This window comes from Paracoccus versutus, from assembly GCF_000763885.1.
Taxonomy (GTDB): domain Bacteria; phylum Pseudomonadota; class Alphaproteobacteria; order Rhodobacterales; family Rhodobacteraceae; genus Paracoccus; species Paracoccus versutus.
The window spans coordinates 76,251-98,305 of the sequence record NZ_JRKO01000005.1 but is presented as its reverse complement, the minus strand read 5'-3'; the positions used below and the strand labels follow the sequence as shown (position 1 = coordinate 98,305).

Genomic DNA, 22,055 nt, shown 5'->3' with positions numbered 1-22,055 from the left:
CAGAAGTCAGCGATACTGGATCTGGCCGTTGCCCGGCCCCCAGAAGTCGGTCCAGTCATAATCCGGCGTGGCGTCCAGATATTGGGCCTTGAACGCGGCTGCATCGGCCTGCGTGATCAGGATCGTCGGGCCGTAGAACTCGCGATGCTCCTGCGGCTCGTCCGAGGGTTTGAACGTGCCGATCGCGGCATGATAGGCCAGGGCCGCCGAGATGCCGCCACCCCAATAGGGATTGGTAAAGACCGTCGCCAGAAGCTGGCCGTCCATGACCAGCTTCACCGCCTCGGGATTGCCGTCATAGGCGACGATGGGCATGTCGGTGATGCCTTCGGCCCGCAGCGCCTCGATCACGCCATAGGCGATGTTGTCGGCGGCGCAGTGAACGCCGGTGATGCGGTCGCCATAGCGGGTCAGGAAGGAGGACATCAGCTGCGCCGCCTTGGTCGTGTCCCAATCGGCGGGCTGCGCGTCCAGCAGTTCGATGTCGGGGAAATCCTTCAGGGCGTTATGCAGCCCGGCCAACCGCTCGACCGCCGGATTGTTCGCCGCGATCCCGCCCAGGTGCACGACGCCGCCCTTGCCGCCCATCGCCTCGAACAGGATCCGCGCGGTCTGCTCGGACGGCTGTTCGTCCGACCAGGTCATGTGGCTGACGTAGTTGTCGCCGAAATCCCAAGGGTGCAGGTCGTCGGTCTTGTTCCAGATGGTCGAGATATAGCCCCCCGCCGCCTGCACCGCCTCGACGATGGGCCGGGCGTTGGGACTGTCGTTCGGATCGCAGGCGATGGCGCAGTTGCCGCCGGTCTTGGCCAGGAAAGCCTTGATGTCGGCCAGCGATTTTTCCGACGACCCCTCGCTGATCAGGCTGACCAGATCGGATTTGCCGCGCCCGATGGATTCGACAAAGGCCTCACCGCCCGAGACGACAGCGTTCCAATAAGCCGAGGCACGGTCGCGATAGCTCCAGGCAATGGCAGGGTCCACCAGCGCGGCGCGCGCCTGCCCGCGGCCGGACATCCCCGGAACGGCCATCGTCGCGATGCCGGCGGCACCCGCCAGCAGCAGCTTGCGGCGGGTCATGACCTCGCGGTCGATAAAGTCCTTGATGAACGTGGACATCCTCAGCCTCCCTTGCAAGGCGCCGCCAGGATCTCTCCTCAGACCCGAGATGGCGGCACAGTCGATAACGCACTAACTGGTTACTTGTTTGAGGGGAGGCGAGTCAAGCGGAATCATTAACCGGATAGTGCATAAAGTTGCCATCTCCGTCTTGCGCCGGGCAAGGAGTGCGATAACTTTCCGTAGGACGGCATTGGACCAGCACAGAATTACCGGAGACGCAGCGTGACCGCAGAAGCCAAGACGCCACAGCGCACCAAGCACCGCACCCGCGATGCGGAAGCGACCAAGGCACGCATCCTCAAGGCGGCGCTGAACGAGTTTTCCCGCAATGGCCTGGGCGGCGCCCGCGTGGACGTGATTGCGGAAAAGGCCGATGCCAACAAGCGGATGCTCTATCACTACTTCGGCAGCAAGGAAGAGTTGTTCCAGACCGTGCTGGAGAATGCCTATATCGACATTCGCGACGCCGAGCAGAAGCTGGACCTGGACCACCTGCCCCCGAAAGAGGCGCTGGAGCGGCTGGTGCGCTTCACCTGGGAATATTACCTGAAGCACCCCGAGTTCATCACGCTGGTCAACAGCGAGAACCTTCACCGGGCCAAGCACCTGAAGAAATCCGAGATCGTCAAGATCTACAGCCGCCGCTTCGTGTCGATGGTCGACACCATCCTGCAGCGCGGGGTCGCAAGCGGCGAGTTCCGGCCGGGAATCGATCCGGTGCAGCTGAACATCACCATCGCCGCGATCGGCTATTACTATCTGACCAACCGCTTCACCGGCTCGATCATCTTCGAGCGCGACCTGATGGCGAAAGAGGCGCTGGAAGAGCGCCTCCGCTTCAATATCGACACGATCCTGCGCCTGGTCAGCGCCTGACCCGCTTCAGATCCCGCTGGACAGGCCCAGACGGCAAAGCCCCGCCTGGGCATATTCCGCGTCCTCCTGTCCCAGCGCCCCCGACACGCCGATTCCGCCCACGATGGCCTCGCCGTGAAGGATGGGTAAACCACCTTCCCAAGTGATCAGCCGCGGGCGGTTTGCCAGCCCTGCCCTCAGATCGTCGGCATCAGGATCACCGGCGTGGCATCCATGAACAGGCCCAGCACCAGCAGCAGGATGGCGACGAAGATCAGGGTCGGGCTCGACACCATCTCCGAGACGTTCTGCGCCCACATCATCGGGATCTGCTCGCGCGCGATGAGCCAGGCGTCCAGCCCCGAGACCGAGACGACCGTCATCAGCGCGCCGACCGAAGTGCCGGTATGGACCCGACTAAGGTAGAATTCGGCAAAGTTCAGCTTGCGATGGACGATGTCCAGGAAGACGGCATAGACGACGGCGAACGGGCCTCCCAGCTGATGGCTCAGTGTGCTGAGCCCGAAGAAGGTATAGGCGAGCAAAGCAACCGCAGCAGCATCCACCAGCCCAGCGACCCGGCCCGAGCAAAAGGCGGCAGCAGGCGGAAGACCAGCGCCCAACGGGGCAGAAACAAGGAATAGGCTAAGGGCACCGGAGTCGCGGCGATCCGCTCGCAGGCCGCCTGCGCCGCGGAAGGGCGCAGAAATAGACCACGACAAAGCCAATCCGCCAGGCCGCCACGGCCAGCAGCGCATGCGATTCCGGGATGCACCTCAGGCCATGGTCGGTAAAGGGCTGGCAACCGATCTTGGTCGAGGCCCCGAAGGCCCCCGACAAGCGCAGCCCATCGCAGAGGCCGCCCCGCCCGCATGTCCCAAAGCCCCAGCATGGCGAAGCCCAGCCCTGCCACGATGCCGACGCGCGGCCAGTCCTCGCGCGGCAAATCGCCCGGTCCCGGCAAGGCGGCATTCGGATCGTGCTTCGGGATCGGCAAGCCGAGCTGCGGCCCTTCGATGGCATGGTCCCCGCGCCGCGCTTCGCGGGCCGGAACGGGATGCGCCACCGGCCCGCGCGGGCTTAGCCATGCATTCTTCCCGCCTCCAGGCCATGGCATGGGCGGCCAGTGGCCCGATTGCTAGGCAAGCTGATAAGCTGTCTTCACCACCGTGTAGAACTCGGCAGCATAGCGGCCCTGTTCCCGCGGACCGAAGGACGAGCCCTTACGCCCTCCGAACGGCACATGATAGTCGACGCCCGCGGTCGGAAGATTCACCATGACCATCCCCGCCTCGACCCTGCGGCGGAATTCCGACGCGTATTTCAGGCTGCCAGTGCAGATCCCGGCTGAAAGGCCGAACTCCGTGTCATTGGCAATGGCCAGGGCCTCGTCGAAATCCCCGACCCGGATGACCGAGACGCAGGGGCCGAAGATTTCCTCGCGGTTGATGCGGGCGTCGTTCGTCGTTTCCAGGAACAGGGCCGGGGCCTGGTAGAAACCGGGCTTGTCCAGCTCCAGCCGCTCGCCGCCAACCACCTCGGCAGCTTCGCTTCGCGCCAGCTCGACATAGGCAAGGTTGGAATCCAGCTGGCGCTGGTCGACCACCGGCCCGATCTGGGTATCCGCCTGCAAGGCATCGCCAACGCGCAGGGCCCGCATTTCGCGGCCAAGCATCTCGACAAAGGCATCGTGGATGCCTTTCTGCACGATCAGCCGCGAAGACGCGGTGCAGCGCTGCCCGGTCGAGAAGAACGCGCCATTCAGGCAGGCCTGCACCGCAGTCCGCAGATCCGCGTCGTCCATCACGACCATCGGGTTCTTGCCGCCCATCTCGAGCTGCACCTTCCGGCGCAGGGTGCCGCATGTCGCGGCGATGCGCGACCCGGTCGCGGCCGAGCCGGTGAAGGACACCGCGTCGACGCCCGGATGCGACACCAGGGCATCCCCCACGACCGATCCCGGCCCCATCAGCAGGTTGAAGACGCCGGCCGGGCAGCCATGCTTGTGCAGAAGCTGCGCGATCACATGGGCGCAGCCCGGCGTCAATTCGGCGGGCTTCAACACCACGCAATTGCCATAGGCCAGCGCGGGCGCGATCTTCCAGGCCGGGATGGCGATCGGAAAGTTCCAGGGCGTGATCAGGGCGACGACGCCCACGGGCTCTCTGGTGACGGCGACGTCGATGCCGGGGCGGACCGACTGCTGGGCATCTCCGGTGACGCGCAGCGCCTCTCCGGCAAAGAACTTGAAGACCTGGCCTGCGCGGATGGTCTCGCCCATGGCCTCGGGCAGGGTCTTGCCCTCTTCCCGCGCAAGAAGGCGGCCGATCTCTTCCTTGCGCGCCAGCAATTCGGTGCCGACGGCATCAAGCAGGTCATGCCGGACCTGCGGACCGGCAGAGGCCCAAGCCGGAAAGGCCGACCGGGCAGCCTGGACGGCCTGGTCGACCGCGGCGCGGCCCGCGCAGGCAAAACGCCCGATGATGTCGCGCGTATCGGACGGGTTGACGTTGGGCCGGCAGTCGCCGTCCAGCAGCCATTCGCCACCGACCAGGTTGCCCTGGATTTCGTTCATGTCTTTCATGATTGTCTCCTGCTGGGTTCAGGCTGCGACGCGATCGAACGCCAGTCGATCCAGCGATGCGATGGCGGACGCGCCAAGGGCCGTGAAGGGCGGCAGCACGTTCTGCCATTCGGGGTTGGCGGTGCGGCGGGCCACCAGATACTTGACCGCGGGGATCAGGGGGCATGCCGATATGGCGGCCCGCAGCTCGGCCAGCCGGGGCGCCAGGCCCACCTCTCCCTGCCAGACGCGGGCGCATATCGGGGCGGTGTGGTTCGCCGTGGCCGAGATGCAGCCCGCGAAGCCGTCCCTTCGTCCCTCGGCCAGGGAGGTTTCCGAACTGGGAAAGACCTGCAGGCCGGGAAGCCTGAAGACCAGGCTGCGGCAATAGGAAAGGTCGCCGGAACTGTCCTTGATGCCGTCGAACCGCTGCGGCGCCGCGGCGTGCAGATGCGCGATCACCCTCTCGGGGATCACGAAGCCGGTCATCTGCGGGAAATTGTAGAACCAGACCCGGATCGGCCGGTCGCCCAGCGCCGCGTGAAGCGCCAGATACCAGGCGATCAGCCCCTCTTCGGACGGGGGCGTATAGTAATAGGGCGGCAGAACCAGGGCCACAGGATAGCCCAGGTCATCGGCATGGCAGGTCAGGCCGATGGTTTCGTCAATCGACGGCGTGCCGGTTCCGACCATCAGGCGGCAAAGGTCCAGCGCCTCGGCGGCTTGGATCATGACCATGCGGCGCGTCCCGGTGTCGAGCGAATTCGCCTCGCCGGTAGACCCCAGGACGTTCAATCCGTCGCAGCCATTGGCCAGGGCCCAGCGCGCATGTTCCACAAAGGCGGCCCCCAGAAAGCGGCCCCGTGCGTCGACCGGTGTCGGCACCGCAGCGACGATCCCTTTCATCCTGTTCTCCTTTGGTTTGCCTGCATGGCTGGACGAGGGCCGACCGGCAGATCCGGGTGATCCGGCCGGGGCGCCATGGCGCGGGACCAGCCGCCGGGTTCTTCCATCTCGCCCGCCTCGTTGATGAAGACCTCGCGGTTGATGCGCGCGAAGATGGCGTTTTCGGGGTCCAGCTCATCCTCGTATCGGATCGCGTCGACGGGGCAGATGCTTTCGCACATGCCGCATTCGATGCATTCGGTCGGGTGGATGTAGAACATCCGCTCGCCCTCGTAGATGCAGTCGACGGGACAGGAGGTGGTGCAGATCCCGTCCTTGACGTCGATGCACCGGCCCTGGATGACAAGCGCCATGGCGCCTACCGGCCGCGCCAGACGGGCGCGCGCTTTTCGCGGAATGCGGCGACGCCTTCGATCGAATCCTCGGATTGCAGGGCAGCGATCAGGGCCGGGCGGCGCAGGTCGCGCGCCTCGTGCGGATTCAGGTGGGCCGTCGAGCGGATCGTGTCCTTGATCGCGGCCACCGACAGGGGCGCGCAGGACAGGATGTCCGCGACCCAGGCGTCAACCTCGGCATCCAGCCGGTCGGGCGGCACGACCGCATTGACCAGCCCGAACTGCGCGGCCTCTTGGGCAGAGAGCATCCGGCCCGTCATCATCAGCCCGGCCGCAATGTTGCGGGGGATCAGACGCTGCAGGGCGACCATGCCGCCGTCCAAGGGCAGGCGTCCGACCCGCGCCTCTGGCAGCCCGAACCGGGCTTCGGTCGAGGCGATGACGATATCCGCGCCCAGCACCATCTCGAACCCGCCGCCAAGGGCAAGGCCGTTGATCCGGGCAATGACCGGCACGGTCAGGCTTTGCCGCAGGGCGATGCCGCCAAAGCCGTTCGGATTGGCCGCCCCCCAGTATTCCAGCCCGCTCAGCCCGTTCGCGGCCTTCATGTCCGCGCCGGCACTGAAGGCCCGGTCCCCCGCCCCGGTCAGGACCACGCAGCGGACATCGCTGCGCGTCTCGATTTCCGACCAGATGCGGTCAAGCCTGGCATCGGTTGCCGCATCGACGGCATTCATCCGGTCGGGGCGGTCGATGGTGACGCGCGCGACCTGGTCGACGACTTCGAAGCGAACAGTCATACCGCCTCCTTCCGCGCGACGGCGTTCAGGCTGAATTCGCGGATGACCTCGTCGGTATGCTCCCCCAGTCGCGGCGGCGCATGGCGGATCACCACCGGAGCCTCGCTGAGATGAACGGGCGAGCCGACCAGGGTGATCTTTCCCAGGATCGGATGGTCCAGGTCCAGCAGCATGCCATTGGCCGCGGTCTGGGCGTCATCCAGCGCCTCGCCCAGGGAACGGACGGGCGCGCACAGCAGATCCTGATCCTCGAGCCGCTTGATCCAATGGGCGGTCGTGTTGGTTGCAAAGGCATCGCGGAAGCGTCCCTGCAGATAGGGCTTGTGCGCCCGCTGCGCCGCAAGGTTCGGATAATCGGCCGACAGATCCTCGATCTCCAGGGCCGCGCAGATGTCGCGCAGCGGATGCGGCTTGAAGGCGCCGACCACCACCACCGCCCCGTCGCTGGTGTCGAAGACGCCGGTCAGGGGCATCGCGGCCCAGTTCAGCACCTCGCGATGCTTCGACCATTGCGCGGCCTCTTGCATCTGCATGGCGATCATCGAGTCATAGAGCGAGACGCCGACCTTCTGCCCGCGCCCGGTCTTGGCCCGCGCCAGCAGCGCGGCAAGGATCCCCTGCACAAGATGCATCCCGGCGGTGTAGTCGCACAGCGTGGTCGGATAGATCGACTTCGGAACCGCCGGATCCTGGGTCTTTTCCATGACCCCGGTCATCGCCTGGGCCAGCACGTCCTGGCCGCCCTTGTGGGCATAGGGGCCGACTTCTCCGAAGCCGGTGCCCGAGGCGCAGATGATGGCGGGGTTGATCTTCGACAGCGTGTCATAGTCGAAACCCAGGCGCCGCATCACCCCGGCCCGGAAATTGTCCACGACCACGTCCGACTGGGCGACCAGGTCATAGATCATCCGGCGGCCCGCCTCGGACTTGGTGTTGATCTCCACCGACCGCTTGTTGCGATTGAGCGAGGCGAAGACCGCGTTGTTCATCGCCTCCTCGCTCGGCTCGCCGAAGAAATTGCGCGACAGGTCGCCCTCGCCCGGCCGCTCGATCTTGATCACGTCCGCACCGAAATCGGCCAGCATCTGCGTGGCGCAGGGCCCCATCATCACCTGGGTAAAGTCGAGGACGCGGATGCCCTCCAGCGGAAGGTGCTGTTTCGTCATGGTCGTTCCCTTTCTCAGGCGGCGGCGATTGGTTCGATCAATGCGTTGGCCGAGGGCATGTCGCCCGGATCGGCGCCCTGCGCCCGCATCTGTTTCTGGATGGCCCTGACATCGACGTCGCGCAGCGCGCAGTTCGCCTCCAGCGCCTTGGCCACGGCCACGCCCGCGGCCTCGCCCTGGGCCATGCAGGGGGGGATTTCGCGCGATTGCTTCTGCGCCTCGCTTTCGACGGAATAGTGGCGTCCGGCGACGATCAGGTTGTCGATGCCCTTGGGCAGCAAGGCCCGATAGGGGGTGTAATAGTCCCGGCCCCGGCAGACCGAGTCGTCGAAATGGCGGCGCCGTTTCACATCGTCCTTGGTGACGACGTATTCGCCCTGCAGCAGCCGCGTCTGCCGGATGCCCATCTGCTCGGCCGCGCCCAGCATCTTGGCATTCTCGAAGCCCGGCAGGTTCGCGCGGGCGAATTCCAGCAGCGCCATCATCCGGCGGCGGCCTTCGTATTCGGCCTCGACCATGTGTTCCGGCGACAGGCCGTCATAGCCCGGCATATGCGGGCAGTTGCACCAGACGACGCCGGGCAGCGGCGTCTTCAGCCACCACATCCCCCAGGCCCCGCCGATGACGCGCCTCGCCTGGCGGTCCAGGGCCTTGAAGGCTTCGGGGTTTTCATATTCGAACGCTTCCGCCTTGGCGGTGTCCACGTCCATCAGGCGAAAGACCGTCGTGACGATGAACTGCCCGGTCACGAAGGACGCGCCCGCCGAGGCCGCCACGTCCAGGTCGCCCGAGGCATCGACCACCATCCGCGCCCGGATCGCCTGCCGGCCCAGCTTGGTCTGCACGATCACGCCGTTGACGCGGTTGTTCTCGACGATGGCTTCCGAAAACCAGCTGTGGGTGCGCAGCTCGATCCCCGCCTCGGCGACCAGGTCCAGGCTGACCCGCTTCCAGGCATCGGGATCAAAGGCGACCGCGTGGATGATCGGCTGCGGCATGCCCTGCTTGTGAAAGTCGATGCAGCCCCAGCGCGCCCATTTCCGCCACATTTCCCAATTGGTCAGGCAATCTTCGGGCGGGGGAAAGACGGCGCCGTCCTGGCGCTGCATCCGGTCCACGAATTCGCTGACGATGCCGGTGGTGACGATCTCGGTCCCGTCGTTCACCATGTCGTCCAGCACAAGGACCATGCCTCCCGACGCCATGCCGCCCAGGTGGTGATAGCGCTCGACCAGCGTCACCCGCGCCCCGTTCCGGGCGGCCGACACGGCGGCGGACAGACCCGCCGGTCCCGCCCCGATCACCACCACATCGGTGTCGCTGACGACCGGCACCTGCTCGGCCCTGGTGGTAAGAAAATCCCTGATGCGATCGGTCATTTTGGACAAGCTCCTCCTGTCACGCCGGGGCGGGTCGGGCCCACGGCGTCGATTTCCGGTTGTTTTCGAAGGGTCTCAGGCTACCAGCGCACGATCCGGCGTTCGGCCAGCGTGACCAGGGCGAACATCAGGACCGACAGCCCCGAGGACATGAGCACCGTGGCGTAGAGCAGCGGCGAGTTGAAATTGAAGGTCGCGTCGATGATCAGCGCACCCAGGCCCAGATCCGCCCCGACCCATTCGCCCACGATCGCACCGATGACCGAGGTCGTGGCCGAGATTTTCAGCGCCGAGAACAGGAACGGCAGCGACGACGGCAGGCGCATCTTCCAGAAGACCTCGGCTTTCGAGGCCGACAGGATGCGCGCCAGTTCCAGCGTCTGGGGGCTGACCGATTGCAGGCCGCCCACCATGTTGACCAGGGTCGGGAAGAAGCAGATCAGCGCGGCGATCACCACCTTTGCCGTCATGCCCGGCCCGAAGATCAGCACGAGGATCGGCGCGATGGCCAGGATCGGGATCGTGTTCACGAAGACGGCGATCGGGAAGAACGCCCGCTCGACATTGCGGGAATGGACAAAGGCCACCGCGATCAGGATGGCGGCCAGATTGCCCACCACGAAGCCCGCCACGCTCTCGAAGAAGGTGGGCCAGAAGTTCTGCATCAGCAGCGGGAACTTCTCGACAAAGGTGACGGCGACATCCGAAGGCGCGGGGGCGATATAGGTCGGCACGCCGAAGGCCCTGACCCCCAGTTGCCATAGCCCGATCAGCGCGACTGCCGTTGCGATGGGCACGATGGTCGAGACCAGCCTTTCCTTGCGCGCCGCGCTTCGGGCGAGGGCATGGGGATCGGCGATGCCAAGGTTTTCGATGACAGCCATCAGCAGGTCTCCAGAAGTTCGCGCAGATAGCTGCAATAGCGGTTGAACTCGGGCGTATCGCGCAGTTTCATCTGCCGCGGCTCGGGCAGGTCTATATCGACGATCTCGCGCAGGCGTCCGGGATTGGCGCGCAGCATGATCACCTTCTGCCCCAGGAAGACCGCCTCGGAAATGGAATGGGTCACGAACAGGATCGTCGTTCCCGTTTCCCGCCAGATATCCAGCAGCTGAAGGTTCAGCCGGTCGCGGGTCATTTCGTCCAGGGCGCCGAAGGGCTCGTCCATCAGCAGCAGCTTGGGCTGGCACAGCAGCGCGCGCGCAATGGCGACCCGCTGGCGCATCCCGCCCGAAAGTTCGTGCGGAAGGGCGTTTTCGCGCCCCTTCAGGCCGACCAGCTCCAGCAATTCGCGCGGATTGCGCGGCCCGGTGGGGATTGCGACCCCGCGCTTGCGCCCGATTTCCAGCGGCAGCTCGACATTCTTCAGCGCCGACCGCCAGGGCAGCAGGGCGGCATCCTGGAAGACGAAGGCGAATTCCCGCGCCAGCCGCGCCTCTTCGGTCGTCTTGCCGAAGATCGAGACATCGCCCCCCGCGGCGGGGATCAGGTCCGAGACCAGCCGCAGCAGCGTGGACTTGCCGCATCCCGACGGGCCAAGGATGGTGTAGAACGCACCGGCCTCAAGCTCCAGGTCAAGCTTGTCGATCGCGGTATAGGTTCCGAAGCGGACCGTTGCCGCGTCCAGCCGGGCCGCCGGAGCGCTCCCATGCGTCGCACCGACCGGCTGCCCCACAAGGGTTTCCATGGGTTCCATCATGTCGTTCAACCGTATACCGGCCGCACCGCGGCGATTTCATCCAGCACCGAAAGGGTCATGACGTCATCGACCGCAGGCGCCGCGCCTTCGAACTGGCCAAGGCGATCGTAGATGTCGATCTGCGCCTGCCAGTTTTCGCGCGTCATCGTGCCCCAGCCGTGTTCGCGCGTCACCTCGTTGAAGCTGTATTCGACCACGGAACCCACCGCCGCGAGTTCGGCATCCCGGTCGAGGTTGGGATAACGCGACACGAGGATGTCGACAGCGGCCTCGGGATTGTCATGCACCCAGCCCCAGCCGCGGGCGATCGCGCGCAACATCCCGCGGACCTGCTCGGGGTTTTCGTTCAGCGACTTGTCGGTGACATAGTAGGGATTGGCGTAAAGCTTTATGCCCGCATCCCACAAGGTCATGTCGACCCGCTCGGGCCCCAGCACCGACAAGGCGCTGACATTGGTTTTCCAACCCGTCACCACATCGGCCTGGCCCGTCAGCAGCGGCGACATGTCCGCGCCCATCACAAGCACCTCGACCTGATCCTCGGGGATGCCGTTGGCGGCCAGCAGCGCCTGCAACAGGATCCGCGCGGTGCCGTTGGTGGCGACGGTCTTGCCGATCAGATCCTTCGGCTCCCGCACCGGGTTCTTCTCAAGCGAGAAATAGGTAAAGGGGTGCTGCTGATAACCTGCCGCGATGCACTTGACCGGCAGCCCCTGGGACCGCGCCAGCATCAGCGACGGGCTGGAGCTGATGGAACCGATCTCGGCCCGTCCCGACGCGACCGAGGCAACGCCGTCCACGTTCGGACCCCCGGCAACGACGTCCAGCGCCAGCCCTTCCTCGGCGAAATAGCCGTTCTGATCGGCAGCCAGCTCGCCCAGGATGCCATTCCCCGCCAGCCAGCCGAGCTGCAGCTTGATCGTATGGGTATCGGCGGCCCAGGCCCGTTCGATGCTGATCCGGGTTCCAACAAAGGCGGCGCCAAGGGCCGTCATACCCCGCAGCAGGCTGCGCCGGTCCATCCTTGTTCTGTATCGCATCTTTCCATCTCTCTGTTGGTGGGAAGGCGGCCCTTGTTTCGACCTTGTTGCCCTGACTTTAGCGTTGCAGGGGCAGTGCAGATAGAAGAAAGTTCTGCCAACGGTGGTGCAGAAAACGCATCACCCCCCTTTCGCGTGGAGGCAGCATGCATACCAGCTTCCTGAAGTATTTCGACGAGGTCGCCCGACAGCGGTCGATCCGCAAGGCGGCGCAGCTTCTCAACGTCTCCTCGACCTCGGTCAACCGCAAGATCCTCAACGTCGAGCAGCGGCTGGGCGTCTCGATCTTCGACCGCACCCCCGAGGGGGTAGAGCTTACGGCAGTCGGCGCGATCCTTCTCGAGCATTGCCGCACGGTGCTTCACGATTTCGAGCGCACCAAGATCCTGATCGACGACATGCGCGATCTGCGCACGGGGCATATCAATATCCACACGATCGATTCGATTGCGATGGGCTGCCTGCCTCGGGCGATGAACGAGTTCGGCAAGATCTATCCCGACATCTCGATCTCGGTCACGACCGCCCAACCCGAGGACGCCTTGCAGGCCGTGGCCGGCGGCGCGGCAGAGATCGGGATCGCCTTTACGTTCTCGGACCATCCCGGCGTCAGGCTGCTATCCGAAAAATCCGCGCCCTTCGGCGTCATCGTCCGTCCCGACCATCCGCTTGCGGGCCGGACCAGTGTCACCATCGACGACATTGCCGCCTACAGGCTGGTGCGCACCATCGACGCCCGAGGCGGCAATTCGATCATCGACCAGGCGATCACGACATTGGTGACGCCGCTGTCGACGCATATCTTCACGAACACTTTGTTTCTTGCGAAGCAGATGATCCTGGGCGGTCACGGGATCGGGCTTTACACCAAGATCGGCTTCTACGACGACGTCGAGGACGGCCAGCTCCGCTTCGTGCCGCTGATCCAGGAGATGCTGGCAAACATCCGGGTGGGGATCTTCGTATCGACCTCAAGCCCGATCGACCCGGCCAAGCATCTGATGTGCAACGCGCTTGCAAAAGAAATGGCAAGCATGCGCCTGGATTCCTGAACCCCGAGGCATATCCGTAGCACCCCCCGGCCCATGGCCGGAAGGTTCGGCGGGTTCCGCCCAGCCTCGCCGCTTCGGATGCCGATACGGGCGATGCCTGCCAGGATGTTCGCCGAGAGGTCCGATGCGACCCTCAGCCAGCCAAAGGCGCAGCGCGCAGCAGATCTGCGGCATCCCGACCTGGCTCTCGACGACCGGCCCGCTACTGGCGGCGAGGCCAAGAAATACGCATCGCGCGGCAGTCCATCCGCCCGAACGGCGGCCGCTTTCCGGTCAACGCCTCGCTGGCTCATCTTCGTCCCTGGATCGTCGCGATGAGCCAGAAATCCTTCCGCCTTCAACCAATTTCGTCCCATGGGCCCCGGCGGCCGGACACGGCAGGGTGGTCCTGCGGCCGGAATTGTTGCAAGATGGAGCCATGCGACAGATCTGCGATATGCGATCCGGCGGAGGGAGGATCTCCGCCCCGGCTCAATGGCGCCTGAACCGTCCTCGCGACGGATTCGTGCAAGCTGATGACGAATTGGCGCAACTTGATGCCGTTTCAACCGGGCTATTCCGGGATAGCGCCGATCAGGCCTCCATCTCTGCCCGAGGGAAAGACGGATATGGAAATAATTGGTTTCATTGCGAATAACTGGCCGGTCATCCTGCGTCTGGCGGGCGAGCACATCTCGATCGTCGCCGTGGCCGTGGGGCTGGCGATCCTGACGGGCGTTCCCATCGGCATCGCCATCACCCAGAACCGGCGCGTCGCGGACGGGGTGCTCTATGTGGCCTCGATCATCGTCACCATTCCCTCGATCGCGCTCTTCGGCCTGATGATCCCGATCCTGTCCAAGATCGGCCAGGGGATCGGCTGGCTGCCCGCGGTGATCGCGATCCTGCTCTATTCGCAGCTGCCCATCGTGCGCAACACCTATACCGCCATCACCAACGTCGATCCGGCGCTGCGCGAGGCGGCGACGGGCATGGGCATGACGCCCTTTCAGCGGCTGACCCGGCTCGAGATCCCCATCGCGATCCCGGTCATCATGGCGGGCGTGCGGACCGCCGTGGTCATGAACATCGGCGTCGCGGCGATCGCCGCCTATATCGGCGCCGGCGGCCTGGGCGTGCTGATCGCGCGCGGCATCTCGCAGACCGACCCGCGCCAGCTTGTCACCGGCGCTCTCGCCGTCTCCCTTCTCGCCATCGTGGCCGACTGGGCGCTTTTGCAATTGCAAAAGCGGCTGACCCCGGCCGGGCTGAAACGCTGACGCTTCCGAGCAAGGACTTTTGCGGATGATCCGACTCGAAGACCTGACCAAGAGATTCAAGACCCCCGGCGCCGACATCGTGGCCGCCGACCGGGTGAACATGGAAGTGCCCACCGGCGAGATCTGCATCCTGCTGGGGCCCTCGGGCTGCGGCAAAACCACGGCGCTGAAGATGATCAACCGCCTGATCCCGCCTACCAGCGGCAAGATCTACATCGACGGCCAGGACACCTCGCAGCTGGACGATATCCAGCTGCGCCGCAACATCGGCTATGTGATCCAGCAGATCGGCCTGTTCCCGAACATGACCGTCGAGGAGAACATCTGCGTCGTTCCCCGGCTGCTGAACTGGGACATCCGCAAGGCCCGGCAGCGCGCGGCCGACCTGCTCGACCTCGTCGGGCTCGACCCGCGCCAGTTCCTGCGGCGCTATCCCAAGGAGCTGTCGGGCGGCCAGCAGCAGCGCGTCGGCGTCATCCGGGCGCTGGCCGCCGATCCGCCGGTGATGCTGATGGACGAGCCCTTCGGCGCCATCGACCCGATCAACCGCGAGATCATCCAGGACGAGTTCCTGAAGATGCAGGCCGAGTTGAAGAAGACCATCATGTTCGTCAGCCACGACATCGACGAGGCGGTGAAGATGGGCGACAAGATCGCCATCTTCCGCGCCGGCCGGATCGAGCAATACGACACGCCCGACATGATCCTGGCCCATCCCGCCAATGCCTTCGTCGCCGATTTCGTGGGCGCGGACCGCACGCTCAAGCGGCTGCGGCTGGTCACGGCCGAAGAGGTGGCCTCGACCGAGGTGCCGGTGACCGCGCGGTCGACCAAGGTGTCGGACGCGCTGCACCAGCTGACCGTCGCAAAGGCGCGCCGCGCGGTCGTCATCGACAGCGACCGTCGCCCGGTGGGCTTCGTGACCGCCGAAGAGATGGCCGGCGCCTCGGGCGCGGTCCGGGACTTTGCCCATCCGCTGCCCGCCACGGTGCCGGTCCGCGCGGACCTGCGTGCCGTGGTATCGGAAATGTTCGCGCATGACACGATGTGGCTGGCCTGCACCGACGATCACGGCCGCTTCGCGGGCGTCATCACCCAGCCGGACGTGACCGCGGCATTGCGCGCGACCTATGGCCCCGACAAGGGCGCGGGACAGGAACAGGGGGCGTCATGACACGCTGGCTGGGTCTGGGGCGCGGGGCGACGATGCTGCTGATCTTCCTGCTGGGCATCTGGGTGGCGACCTCGGGGTTGCTGGACCAGATCACGGCATACTGGGACGACATCACCTACCTGACGCGCCAGCACGTGTTCCTGGTCGCCAGCTCCGGCGGCGCGGCGATCCTGGCGGGCGTGCCGGTGGGCATCTGGCTGTCGCGCCCCTCGATGGAGCGCTATGCCGAGACGGTGATGCAGGTCTTCAACATCGGCACCACCATCCCGACGCTTGCGGTCATCGCATTGTCGATGACGCTTCTGGGCATCGGCTTTCCCCCGGCCTTCTTCGGGCTGTTCGTGGCCTCGCTCCTGCCCATCGTGCGCAATACCTATGCCGGGCTCCTGGCCGTGCCTTCGCACCTGAAGGAGGCCGCGACGGGCATGGGCATGACGCAGCGGCAGATCCTGATGCGGGTCGAGATCCCGAATGCGCTCTATGTCATTTTCTCGGGCATCCGCACGGCGCTGGCGATCAACGTGGGCACGACGCCGCTGGCCTTCCTGATCGGCGGCGGGGGCCTGGGCGAACTGATCTTCACCGGCATCGACCTCATGGACACGGGCATGCTGCTGGCGGGCGCGGTCCCGACGGCCGCGCTGGCCGTGGCCGTCGATTTCCTGATGGGACAGGCGCAGTTGCGGCTGATCCCGAAGGGCGTGAATCCGCTTCGATAAGGCGGAACAAAACCAACAACCAAAGGGAGCTAACACCATGAACATCACCGTCAAATCCGGCCTTGCGGCACTTGCCTTCGCGGCATTCGCGACCGGCGCGCAGGCGGCCGACATCGTCGTCGGCGGCAAGAACTTCACCGAACAGCAGATCCTGTCCGCCATCACGCAGCAGGTGCTGGAAGCGAACGGCCACAGGGTCGACAATCGCGCCGGCATGGGCTCGGCCGCGGTGCGCCAGGCGATGGAGAACGGCCAGATCGACGTCTACTGGGAATATACCGGCACTTCGCTGATCACCTACAACAAGATCGAGGAAAAGCTGGACCCCCAGCAGACCTATGACACGGTCAAGGAACTGGACGCCCAGAAGGGCATCGTCTGGCTGAACCCGTCCCAGGCGAACAACACCTATGGCCTGGCGATGCGCGCGGCGGATGCCGGCGAAAAGGGCATCGCCTCCATTTCCGATCTTGCGGCGGCGATCAATGGCGGCCAGGCGCTCAGCTTCGGCTCCAACGCCGAATTCTATGCCCGCCCGGATGGGCTGAAGCCGCTGGAGACCGCTTACGGCTTCGAGTTCGGCCGCGCCAATGTCAAGCGCATGGATACCGGGCTGGTCTATCAGGCGCTGCGGGACGGGCAGGTCGACGTGGGGCTGGTCTTTGCCACCGACGGCCGCATTCCCGCCTTCGACTTCACCGTGCTGGAGGACGACCAGGGCTATTTCCCCAGCTATGCGCTGGCGCCCGTGATCCGCACCGAGGTGCTGGAGGCGAACCCCGGCATCGGCGACCTGCTGAACGAGGTCTCGGCCAAGCTGGACGATCAGGTCATGGCCGCGCTGAATGCCAGCGTCGACGTGGACAAGGTCTCGGTCGAGAATGCGGCGGCGAAGTTCCTGCAGGATAACGGCCTTATCTGAGGTGGAACGGGCGGGGGCGGCTGCGCCCCTGCCCTCGGGGTGGTGATGCGAAAGGGCCGGGGCGATGACGACCAGCAAGACGATCACCATCGGGGCCGCGCAATTCTCCAGCGAGATCGGCAATGTCGACGCCAATCTGGACCGCCACCTGCACTGGATCGCGCGGGGGCGCGAGGCCGGGCTGGACATGCTGGTCATGCCGGAACTGTCCCTGACCGGCCATTACGGCTCCGAGAACCTGCTGGACGCCGCCATGTCGCGCAAGGATCCGCGGCTGAAGCGGCTGGCCGAGGCGGCGGGGCCGATGGCCGTGACGCTGGGCTTCATCGAGGAGGGGCCGGCCGCGCAATTCTACAACGCGGCCGCGATCCTGTGCGACGGGCGGATGATCCATCTGCACCGCAAGGTGAACCTGCCCACCTATGGCAAGCTGGAAGAAGGCAAGCATTACGCGCCCGGCCGCTTCGTCGAGACCTGCGAGCTGGACGGGCATTGGCGCGCGGGCCTGCTGATCTGCGCCGATGTCTGGAACCCGGCGCTGACCCATCTGGCCTTCCTGCATGGCGCCACCCTGCTGATCTGCCCGGTCAGTTCCGGCGAAGAGGCGGTGGGCGCCGATTTCGACAACCCCGGTGGCTGGGCGCTGACCTGCCGGTTCTATGCGATGATCTATGGCGCTCCGGTCGTCATGGTGAACCGCACCGGGACCGAGCGCGACCTGACCTTCTGGGGCGGTTCGCGCATCGTCGATCCCTTCGGGCGCGAACTGGCCGTGGCCGGTTCCGGCGAAGAGATGATCGCCGCGACGCTGGATTACGACGTGCTGCGCCGCGCGCGCCACCTGCTGCCCACCGTGCGCGACAGCAACCTGGCGCTGGTCCAGCGCGAGACGGCGCGGCTGATCGACACCCTGGGCGTCCCGGATTTCGTCCGCGAATGAGGCAAGACGACGATGCGCGATTTCTTCCTGAATGACGAGGACCGGGCCTTCCGCGCCGAGATCCGCGATTTCCTGGCCCGCGAACTGGCCCCGCGCGTGGACCGGATCGAGCGCGACCAGGATTTCGCGGCCCAGCTGGAAGTCGCGCGGGCCCTGGGCGAGGCCGGCTATCTGAAGCTGATGTTCCCCGACCTTTACGCGGGCAGCCTGTCGCGGCCCGGCCTGACCCATGCGGTGATCGTCTCGGAAGAGGCGGCCTATCTGAACTACGCCTTCGAGACGACCATCGCCACGGCCCTGTCCTGCGCCTACCCGATCCACCGCCATGCCCGGCCGGCGCTGCGCGAACGCTACCTGACGCCGATCCTGGAAGGCCGCGCCGTCGGCTCGATCTGCATGACCGAGCCGAATGTCGGTTCCGACAGCGCCGGCATGGAAACCGCGATCCGCTTTGACGCGGCCAGCCGCGAATGGGTGATCGACGGGTTCAAGCGCTATATCTCGAACGCGACCAAGGCCGATGTCTATATCGTCTGGGGCATCACCGATCCCGACGCCGCCCCGCAAAAAGGCATGAGCGCGGTGCTGGTTCCCGCCGATACCCCCGGCCTGTCCTTTCCCCGCCTTTACGACTTCATGGGCCGGCGCGGCTCGGTCGTGGGCGAGGTCGCGCTGGACGGGGTCCGCGTCCCCGAGGAAAACCTGCTGGGACAGGTGAATGCCGGCTTCCGCATCATGCTGGGCGCCTTCAACTTCGAGCGGGTGATCCTGGGCGGCTCGGGCCTGGGCGTCGCGCGGGCGGCCTTCGACCTGGCGCGGGACCATGCGCAAAGCCGCGTCAGCTTCGGCGAGCGGCTGGGCCAGAAACAGCTGATCTGGGACATGATCGCGCAGATGAGCTGGCGGATCGACGCGGCCGAACTGCTGACCCAGCGGGCGGCCAGGATGCATGACGGCGGCATCGGCGGCAAGGATCTGATGCGCGAGGCCAGCCAGGCCAAGCTGGTCGCGACCGAGACCGCCGTCTTCTGTTCCGACCGCGCGGTGCAGATCCTGGGCGGCGACGGCGTCACCCGCCAATACGGCCGGGTCGAACAGCTTTACCGCGACGCCCGCGCGCTGCCCATCGTCGGCGGCAGCTCCGAGATGTGCAAATACCTGATCGCGGCGCGCGAGATGCCGGCGATCCGTCCCAATCTGTGACAGGCAGGGGAAACCGATGCATATCGCCCGCATTCTCGAGGCTTCCGCCGACCGCTACCCGGATCACCTGGCCCTGGTCTTCGAGGACCGGCGCTGGACCTATGCCGAATGGCTGGCCCGCGTGCGCCGCTTTGCGCAGGCGCTGTCCGACCTGGGGGTGCGGCCGGGTGACCGCGTGGCCTTCTATGTCTCCACCTCGGAAAACTCGGTGACGACCTATTTCGCCTGCCAGATGCTCGGTGCGGTGGCGGTGCCGATGAACTTCCGCCTTTCGGCGGGCGAGGCCGCCCATATCCTGCAGGATTCCGGCGCCCGCGTGCTGATCTATGGCCGCAGCCTGACCGGGAACGTCGAAAGGATCGCGGCGCAGATGCATTCGGTCCATGATTTCATCGGCTGCGCCTACGACCGGGCGCATATCCCCGCCGGCCACCTGCATTTCGAAACCCTGGCCGAGCAGACCGCGGACCGCGACGAGCCGCGCATCATTCCCTCGGGGGATGCGATTTCCTCGCTGGTCTATACCTCAGGGACGACGGGTCGGCCCAAGGGGGTGATCCACACCCATGCCAACGACATCGCCATCGCGATGAACTGCGTCATGGAATATTCGCTGAACCATACCGACAATGCGCTGCATATCGCGCCGCTTTACCACGTGGGCGGGATGCAGGCCTATTTCATTCCGCATCTGCTGGTCGGCGGCACCAATGTCGTGATCGGCCGCTACGAGACGGAAAAGACGCTGGACACCATCGCGGCCGAGCGCATCACCACGCTGTTCGCCGTGCCCACCCAGATCCAGGAGATGCTGTTTCATCCGCGCTTCCGCGATCAGGATCTGTCCTCGCTGCGGCTGATCACCACCGGCGGCGCGGCCATTTCCGCCGCGACGATGGCGCGGGTGATGGCCGAGTTCTGCCCGGCGATCTTCAACGGCTACGGCATGACCGAGGCGTCGCTGACGCTGGTGCTGCATCCGCAGGACGCGCTGCGCAAGCTGGGATCCTGCGGCAAGCCGACGCTAATTTCGGAATGCCGGATCGTGACCGACGACCCGCTGCGCGAGGTGCCGCCCTCGGAAACCGTGCCGCGCGGACAGGTGGGCCAGCTGATCGTGCGCGGCCCGCAGGCGATGCAGGGCTATTGGAACAACCCCTTCGAGACGCAGAAGAAGCTGAATGCGGGCTGGATCTATACCGGCGACCTGTTCAGCCAGGACCGGGACGGGTTCTATTATTTCCACGGCCGGGCCGACGACATGATCGTCTCGGGCGGCGAGAACATCCATCCGCGCGAGGTCGAGGAGATCCTCTATCGCTGCCCCGGCGTGCAGGAGGTGGCGGTCGTCGGGCTGGCGGACGAGAAATGGGGCCAGGCGGTGACGGCCTTCGTCGTCCGCTCGGACCCGGCGCTGAGCCCGCAGGCATTGGACGCATTCTGCAAGGCCAGCGAGGATCTGGCGCCCTACAAGCGGCCCCGCCGCTACGAGTTCCTGGAAAGCCTGCCGCTGAACCCCAGCGGCAAGGTGCTCCGGCGCGAACTGGTCGCGCGCCACGCCCCGCAACCGGCTGCCTGAGGACGACATCATGACATCGCCCTTTCACGATTTCCTGCACGACATGCGCGCGGCGGACATGCCGGATGCGGTGCTGGACTTGGGCCGCCGCTGGCTTCTGGACCTGCTGGGGGTCGCGGCGGGCGGCAGCCGGACGCGACTGTCGCGCATCATCCGCGACCACGCGGCGGCACATTTCGGCGCGGGCACCCGCACGGCCCCGATGCTGATGGATGGCCGCATGGTCAGCCCGGCGGGCGCGGCGCTGGCGGGCGGCATGACCATCGACGCGCTGGACGGCCATGACGGCCACAAGCTGACCAAGGGCCATGTCGGCTGCGGCAGCCTGCCCGCCCTGCTGGCGCTGATGCAGGCCGAGGGGCGGGCGGACGACCGCGCGCTTCTGGCCGGCCTGGTCATCGGGTATGAGATCGGGACGCGCGCGGGCATCGCGCTGCACCGCACCGCCTGCGACTATCACACCTCCGGGGCCTGGGTCGCGGTTGCGGCGGCGTCGCTGGGCGCGCGGGTGCTGGGGCTGGACGGCGCCAGGACACGCGAGGCCATCGGCATCGCCGAATATCACGGCCCGCGCAGCCAGATGATGCGCTGCATCGACCACCCGACCATGGTCAAGGACGGCTCGGGCTGGGGCGCGATGGCCGGGGTCTCGGCCGCCTATCTGGCGGCGGATGGTTTCACCGGCGCCCCGGCGATCACGGTCGAGGGCGCGGATGTGGCCGACCTGTGGGCCGATCTGGGCACGACCTGGCGCATCGCCGAGCAGTATTTCAAGCCCTGGCCGGTCTGCCGCTGGGCGCAGCCCTCGGTCCAGGCGGTGCTGGACCTGCGGGCGCGGCATGGCGTGGCCGCCGACCGGGTCGAGCGGATCGAGATCGCTACCTTCCACCAGTCCCGCCGCCTTGCCAGCCGCGATCCGGCCAGCACCGAAGAGGCGCAGTATTCCACCGCCTATCCCGCCGCCGTGGCGCTGGTGCGGGGCCGCGTCGATCCCGCGGACGTGGCCGAGGACGGCCTGGCCGACCCGCTGATCCGCGCCCTTGCCACCGGCATGACCGTCACCGAGCGTGAGGATTTCAATGCCGCCTTCCCGGCCCGCCGCTTTGCCGATGTGCGGCTGGTGATGAAAAGCGGCCAGGTGCTGGAATCCGGCCCGACCGAGGCGGCGGGCGACCCCGAGGCGCCGGCAACGACGGATGCGGTGCGCGCCAAGTTCCGCGCCTATGCCGCGCCGGTTCTGGGCGAGATCCGCGCCGCCGAGCTGGAAAGGGCCGTGGACCGGCTGGGCGACGGCGGCGGCACGGGGGCGCTGTTCGGCCTGCTGGGCGCGACCTGAGCGGCG

The 22,055-nt window shown here is 66.1% G+C and carries 23 protein-coding genes; 10 read left to right on the top strand and 13 right to left on the bottom strand.

Annotation, left to right across the window (positions count from 1 at the left end; translation table 11 throughout):
• Nucleotides 1-6: 6 nt before the first annotated feature.
• Nucleotides 7-1,119 (bottom strand): sugar ABC transporter substrate-binding protein, encoded by a 1,113-nt coding sequence (locus IT40_RS03425; RefSeq protein WP_036750606.1) that lies wholly within the window; start codon nucleotides 1,117-1,119, stop codon nucleotides 7-9.
• Between the two features lie 225 nt (nucleotides 1,120-1,344).
• On the opposite strand from IT40_RS03425, the gene IT40_RS03420 reads away from it, so the two are divergent.
• Nucleotides 1,345-1,998, top strand: a complete 654-nt coding sequence (locus IT40_RS03420) for a TetR/AcrR family transcriptional regulator (RefSeq protein WP_036750604.1) — start codon at nucleotides 1,345-1,347, stop codon at nucleotides 1,996-1,998.
• A 6-nt stretch (nucleotides 1,999-2,004) separates the two neighbouring features.
• Here the strand turns inward: IT40_RS03420 and IT40_RS29880 are convergent, their stop codons facing one another.
• The 12 genes from IT40_RS29880 to IT40_RS03370 all read right to left on the bottom strand — a co-directional run bounded on the left by IT40_RS29880 (nucleotide 2,005) and on the right by IT40_RS03370 (nucleotide 11,865).
• Entirely contained in the window at nucleotides 2,005-2,166 is a 162-nt protein-coding gene (locus IT40_RS29880; protein ID WP_279432828.1) for a heme-binding protein, read from the bottom strand.
• Nucleotides 2,167-2,174: 8 nt separating this feature from the next.
• Nucleotides 2,175-2,522: a TRAP transporter large permease subunit gene (locus tag IT40_RS29140; RefSeq protein ID WP_036750601.1), complete on the bottom strand. Its 348-nt coding sequence runs from the start codon at nucleotides 2,520-2,522 to the stop codon at nucleotides 2,175-2,177.
• Nucleotides 2,486-2,851, bottom strand: a complete 366-nt coding sequence (locus IT40_RS29875; protein WP_243700211.1) for a bestrophin family ion channel — start codon at nucleotides 2,849-2,851, stop codon at nucleotides 2,486-2,488. The genes IT40_RS29140 and IT40_RS29875 overlap by 37 nt, the downstream gene beginning before the upstream one ends.
• Before the next feature lie 264 nt (nucleotides 2,852-3,115).
• The gene (locus IT40_RS03410; protein WP_420874807.1) at nucleotides 3,116-4,561 is read right to left on the bottom strand and encodes an aldehyde dehydrogenase family protein; all 1,446 of its coding nucleotides are present in this window, start codon (nucleotides 4,559-4,561) and stop codon (nucleotides 3,116-3,118) included.
• 18 nt (nucleotides 4,562-4,579) lie between these two features.
• Nucleotides 4,580-5,446 (bottom strand): dihydrodipicolinate synthase family protein, encoded by an 867-nt coding sequence (locus tag IT40_RS03405; RefSeq protein ID WP_036750599.1) that lies wholly within the window; start codon nucleotides 5,444-5,446, stop codon nucleotides 4,580-4,582.
• Entirely contained in the window at nucleotides 5,443-5,799 is a 357-nt protein-coding gene (locus IT40_RS03400) for a 4Fe-4S dicluster domain-containing protein (RefSeq protein WP_036750596.1), read from the bottom strand. The genes IT40_RS03405 and IT40_RS03400 overlap by 4 nt, the downstream gene beginning before the upstream one ends.
• A gap of 5 nt (nucleotides 5,800-5,804) precedes the next feature.
• Nucleotides 5,805-6,581, bottom strand: a complete 777-nt coding sequence (locus tag IT40_RS03395; RefSeq protein WP_036750593.1) for an enoyl-CoA hydratase-related protein — start codon at nucleotides 6,579-6,581, stop codon at nucleotides 5,805-5,807.
• Nucleotides 6,578-7,747, bottom strand: coding sequence for a CaiB/BaiF CoA transferase family protein (locus IT40_RS03390; RefSeq protein WP_036750591.1), 1,170 nt, complete (start codon nucleotides 7,745-7,747; stop codon nucleotides 6,578-6,580). Before IT40_RS03390 ends, IT40_RS03395 begins: the two co-directional genes overlap by 4 nt.
• A 14-nt stretch (nucleotides 7,748-7,761) precedes the next feature.
• Nucleotides 7,762-9,126, bottom strand: coding sequence for an FAD-dependent oxidoreductase (locus IT40_RS03385; protein ID WP_052095708.1), 1,365 nt, complete (start codon nucleotides 9,124-9,126; stop codon nucleotides 7,762-7,764).
• A gap of 80 nt (nucleotides 9,127-9,206) precedes the next feature.
• Nucleotides 9,207-10,010, bottom strand: coding sequence for an ABC transporter permease (locus tag IT40_RS03380; RefSeq protein WP_036750588.1), 804 nt, complete (start codon nucleotides 10,008-10,010; stop codon nucleotides 9,207-9,209).
• Nucleotides 10,010-10,813 carry an ABC transporter ATP-binding protein gene (locus IT40_RS03375; RefSeq protein WP_036750673.1) on the bottom strand — a complete coding sequence of 268 codons (804 nt, stop codon included), beginning with the start codon at nucleotides 10,811-10,813 and terminating at the stop codon, nucleotides 10,010-10,012. Before IT40_RS03375 ends, IT40_RS03380 begins: the two co-directional genes overlap by 1 nt.
• A 17-nt stretch (nucleotides 10,814-10,830) precedes the next feature.
• Nucleotides 10,831-11,865: an ABC transporter substrate-binding protein gene (locus IT40_RS03370; RefSeq protein ID WP_036750585.1), complete on the bottom strand. Its 1,035-nt coding sequence runs from the start codon at nucleotides 11,863-11,865 to the stop codon at nucleotides 10,831-10,833.
• Nucleotides 11,866-12,011: 146 nt separating this feature from the next.
• On the opposite strand from IT40_RS03370, the gene IT40_RS03365 reads away from it, so the two are divergent.
• From IT40_RS03365 to IT40_RS03325, 9 genes are all read left to right on the top strand, one after another.
• Nucleotides 12,012-12,917, top strand: a complete 906-nt coding sequence (locus IT40_RS03365; RefSeq protein WP_036750583.1) for a LysR family transcriptional regulator — start codon at nucleotides 12,012-12,014, stop codon at nucleotides 12,915-12,917.
• A 608-nt stretch (nucleotides 12,918-13,525) separates the two neighbouring features.
• Complete coding sequence (locus IT40_RS03360; protein WP_036750581.1) at nucleotides 13,526-14,176, top strand: ABC transporter permease; 651 nt, start codon at nucleotides 13,526-13,528, stop codon at nucleotides 14,174-14,176.
• Nucleotides 14,177-14,201: 25 nt separating this feature from the next.
• Nucleotides 14,202-15,350, top strand: coding sequence for an osmoprotectant ABC transporter ATP-binding protein OsmV (locus tag IT40_RS03355; protein WP_036750579.1), 1,149 nt, complete (start codon nucleotides 14,202-14,204; stop codon nucleotides 15,348-15,350).
• Nucleotides 15,347-16,069 carry an ABC transporter permease gene (locus tag IT40_RS03350; protein ID WP_036750577.1) on the top strand — a complete coding sequence of 241 codons (723 nt, stop codon included), beginning with the start codon at nucleotides 15,347-15,349 and terminating at the stop codon, nucleotides 16,067-16,069. The genes IT40_RS03355 and IT40_RS03350 overlap by 4 nt, the downstream gene beginning before the upstream one ends.
• A gap of 37 nt (nucleotides 16,070-16,106) precedes the next feature.
• On the top strand, nucleotides 16,107-16,991 hold the full coding sequence (locus tag IT40_RS03345; protein WP_036750574.1) for a glycine betaine ABC transporter substrate-binding protein: 885 nt from the start codon (nucleotides 16,107-16,109) through the stop codon (nucleotides 16,989-16,991).
• Nucleotides 16,992-17,055: 64 nt separating this feature from the next.
• Complete coding sequence (locus IT40_RS03340) at nucleotides 17,056-17,931, top strand: nitrilase-related carbon-nitrogen hydrolase (protein ID WP_036750572.1); 876 nt, start codon at nucleotides 17,056-17,058, stop codon at nucleotides 17,929-17,931.
• Nucleotides 17,932-17,943: 12 nt separating this feature from the next.
• Nucleotides 17,944-19,134 (top strand): acyl-CoA dehydrogenase family protein, encoded by a 1,191-nt coding sequence (locus IT40_RS03335; protein ID WP_036750570.1) that lies wholly within the window; start codon nucleotides 17,944-17,946, stop codon nucleotides 19,132-19,134.
• Nucleotides 19,135-19,150: 16 nt separating this feature from the next.
• Entirely contained in the window at nucleotides 19,151-20,713 is a 1,563-nt protein-coding gene (locus IT40_RS03330; RefSeq protein WP_036750567.1) for a class I adenylate-forming enzyme family protein, read from the top strand.
• Between the two features lie 10 nt (nucleotides 20,714-20,723).
• A complete protein-coding gene (locus tag IT40_RS03325) occupies nucleotides 20,724-22,049 on the top strand; it encodes an MmgE/PrpD family protein (protein WP_036750564.1) in 1,326 nt (441 codons plus the stop codon).
• Nucleotides 22,050-22,055: the final 6 nt, after the last annotated feature.